Origin of the sequence: Falsiroseomonas oryzae (assembly GCF_027856955.1) — a bacterium.
Taxonomy (GTDB): Bacteria; Pseudomonadota; Alphaproteobacteria; order Acetobacterales; family Acetobacteraceae; genus Falsiroseomonas; species Falsiroseomonas oryzae.
This window is the reverse complement of record NZ_JAPSMD010001000.1, coordinates 1-584: the sequence shown is the minus strand read 5'-3', so window position 1 is coordinate 584 and position 584 is coordinate 1. Positions and strand designations below refer to the sequence as shown.

The window sequence follows — 584 nt, the reverse complement described above, 5'->3', positions numbered from 1 at the left end:
CCTGGTCGGTGGGCGAGGCGCTGGCCGGCGGGCCGCGCGACCTGCCGCCGGCGACGCGGCCGGGGGCAGGGGCGCGGTGGCGGGTCGCGCATCTCTCCGACATCCACCTGGTCGGCGAGCCCTACGGCTTCCGGCTGGAATGCGGCCGCGACGGGCCGCGCGGCAATGCGCGCTGCAACGCGGCGCTGGCGGCGCTGGAGGCGGCGAATGCGCGCGCGCCGCTCGACCTGGTGCTGGTGACCGGCGACATCACGGATGCCGGGCGCAACGCCGAATGGGTGGAATTCGCCGCGGCGCTGGCGGCGCATCCGGCGCTGGCCGCGCGCATGCTGATCCTGCCGGGCAACCACGACCTCAACATCGTCGATCGTGCCGATCCGGCACGGCTTGAACTGCCGTCCTCGCCCGGGCCCTGGCTGCGGCGGCTGCGGATGCTCTCCGCCATGGCGGCGCTGCAGGGCGACCGGGTGCGGGTGATGGCGCCGGACCGGCGGCGCGTCGGGCCGACGCTGTCCGGCTTCCTGGCCGAGGGCGGGCGCGCGGCGGCGATGGCGGCCTTCCTGGACGGCGGGCGCGCCCCGCGC

The 584-nt window shown here is 77.7% G+C and carries 1 protein-coding gene; it reads left to right on the top strand.

The window, feature by feature from the left end; genetic code table 11:
- Positions 1–584: metallophosphoesterase (locus tag OZN99_RS33170; protein ID WP_270939413.1), on the top strand; the 584-nt coding region annotated here is incomplete at both ends.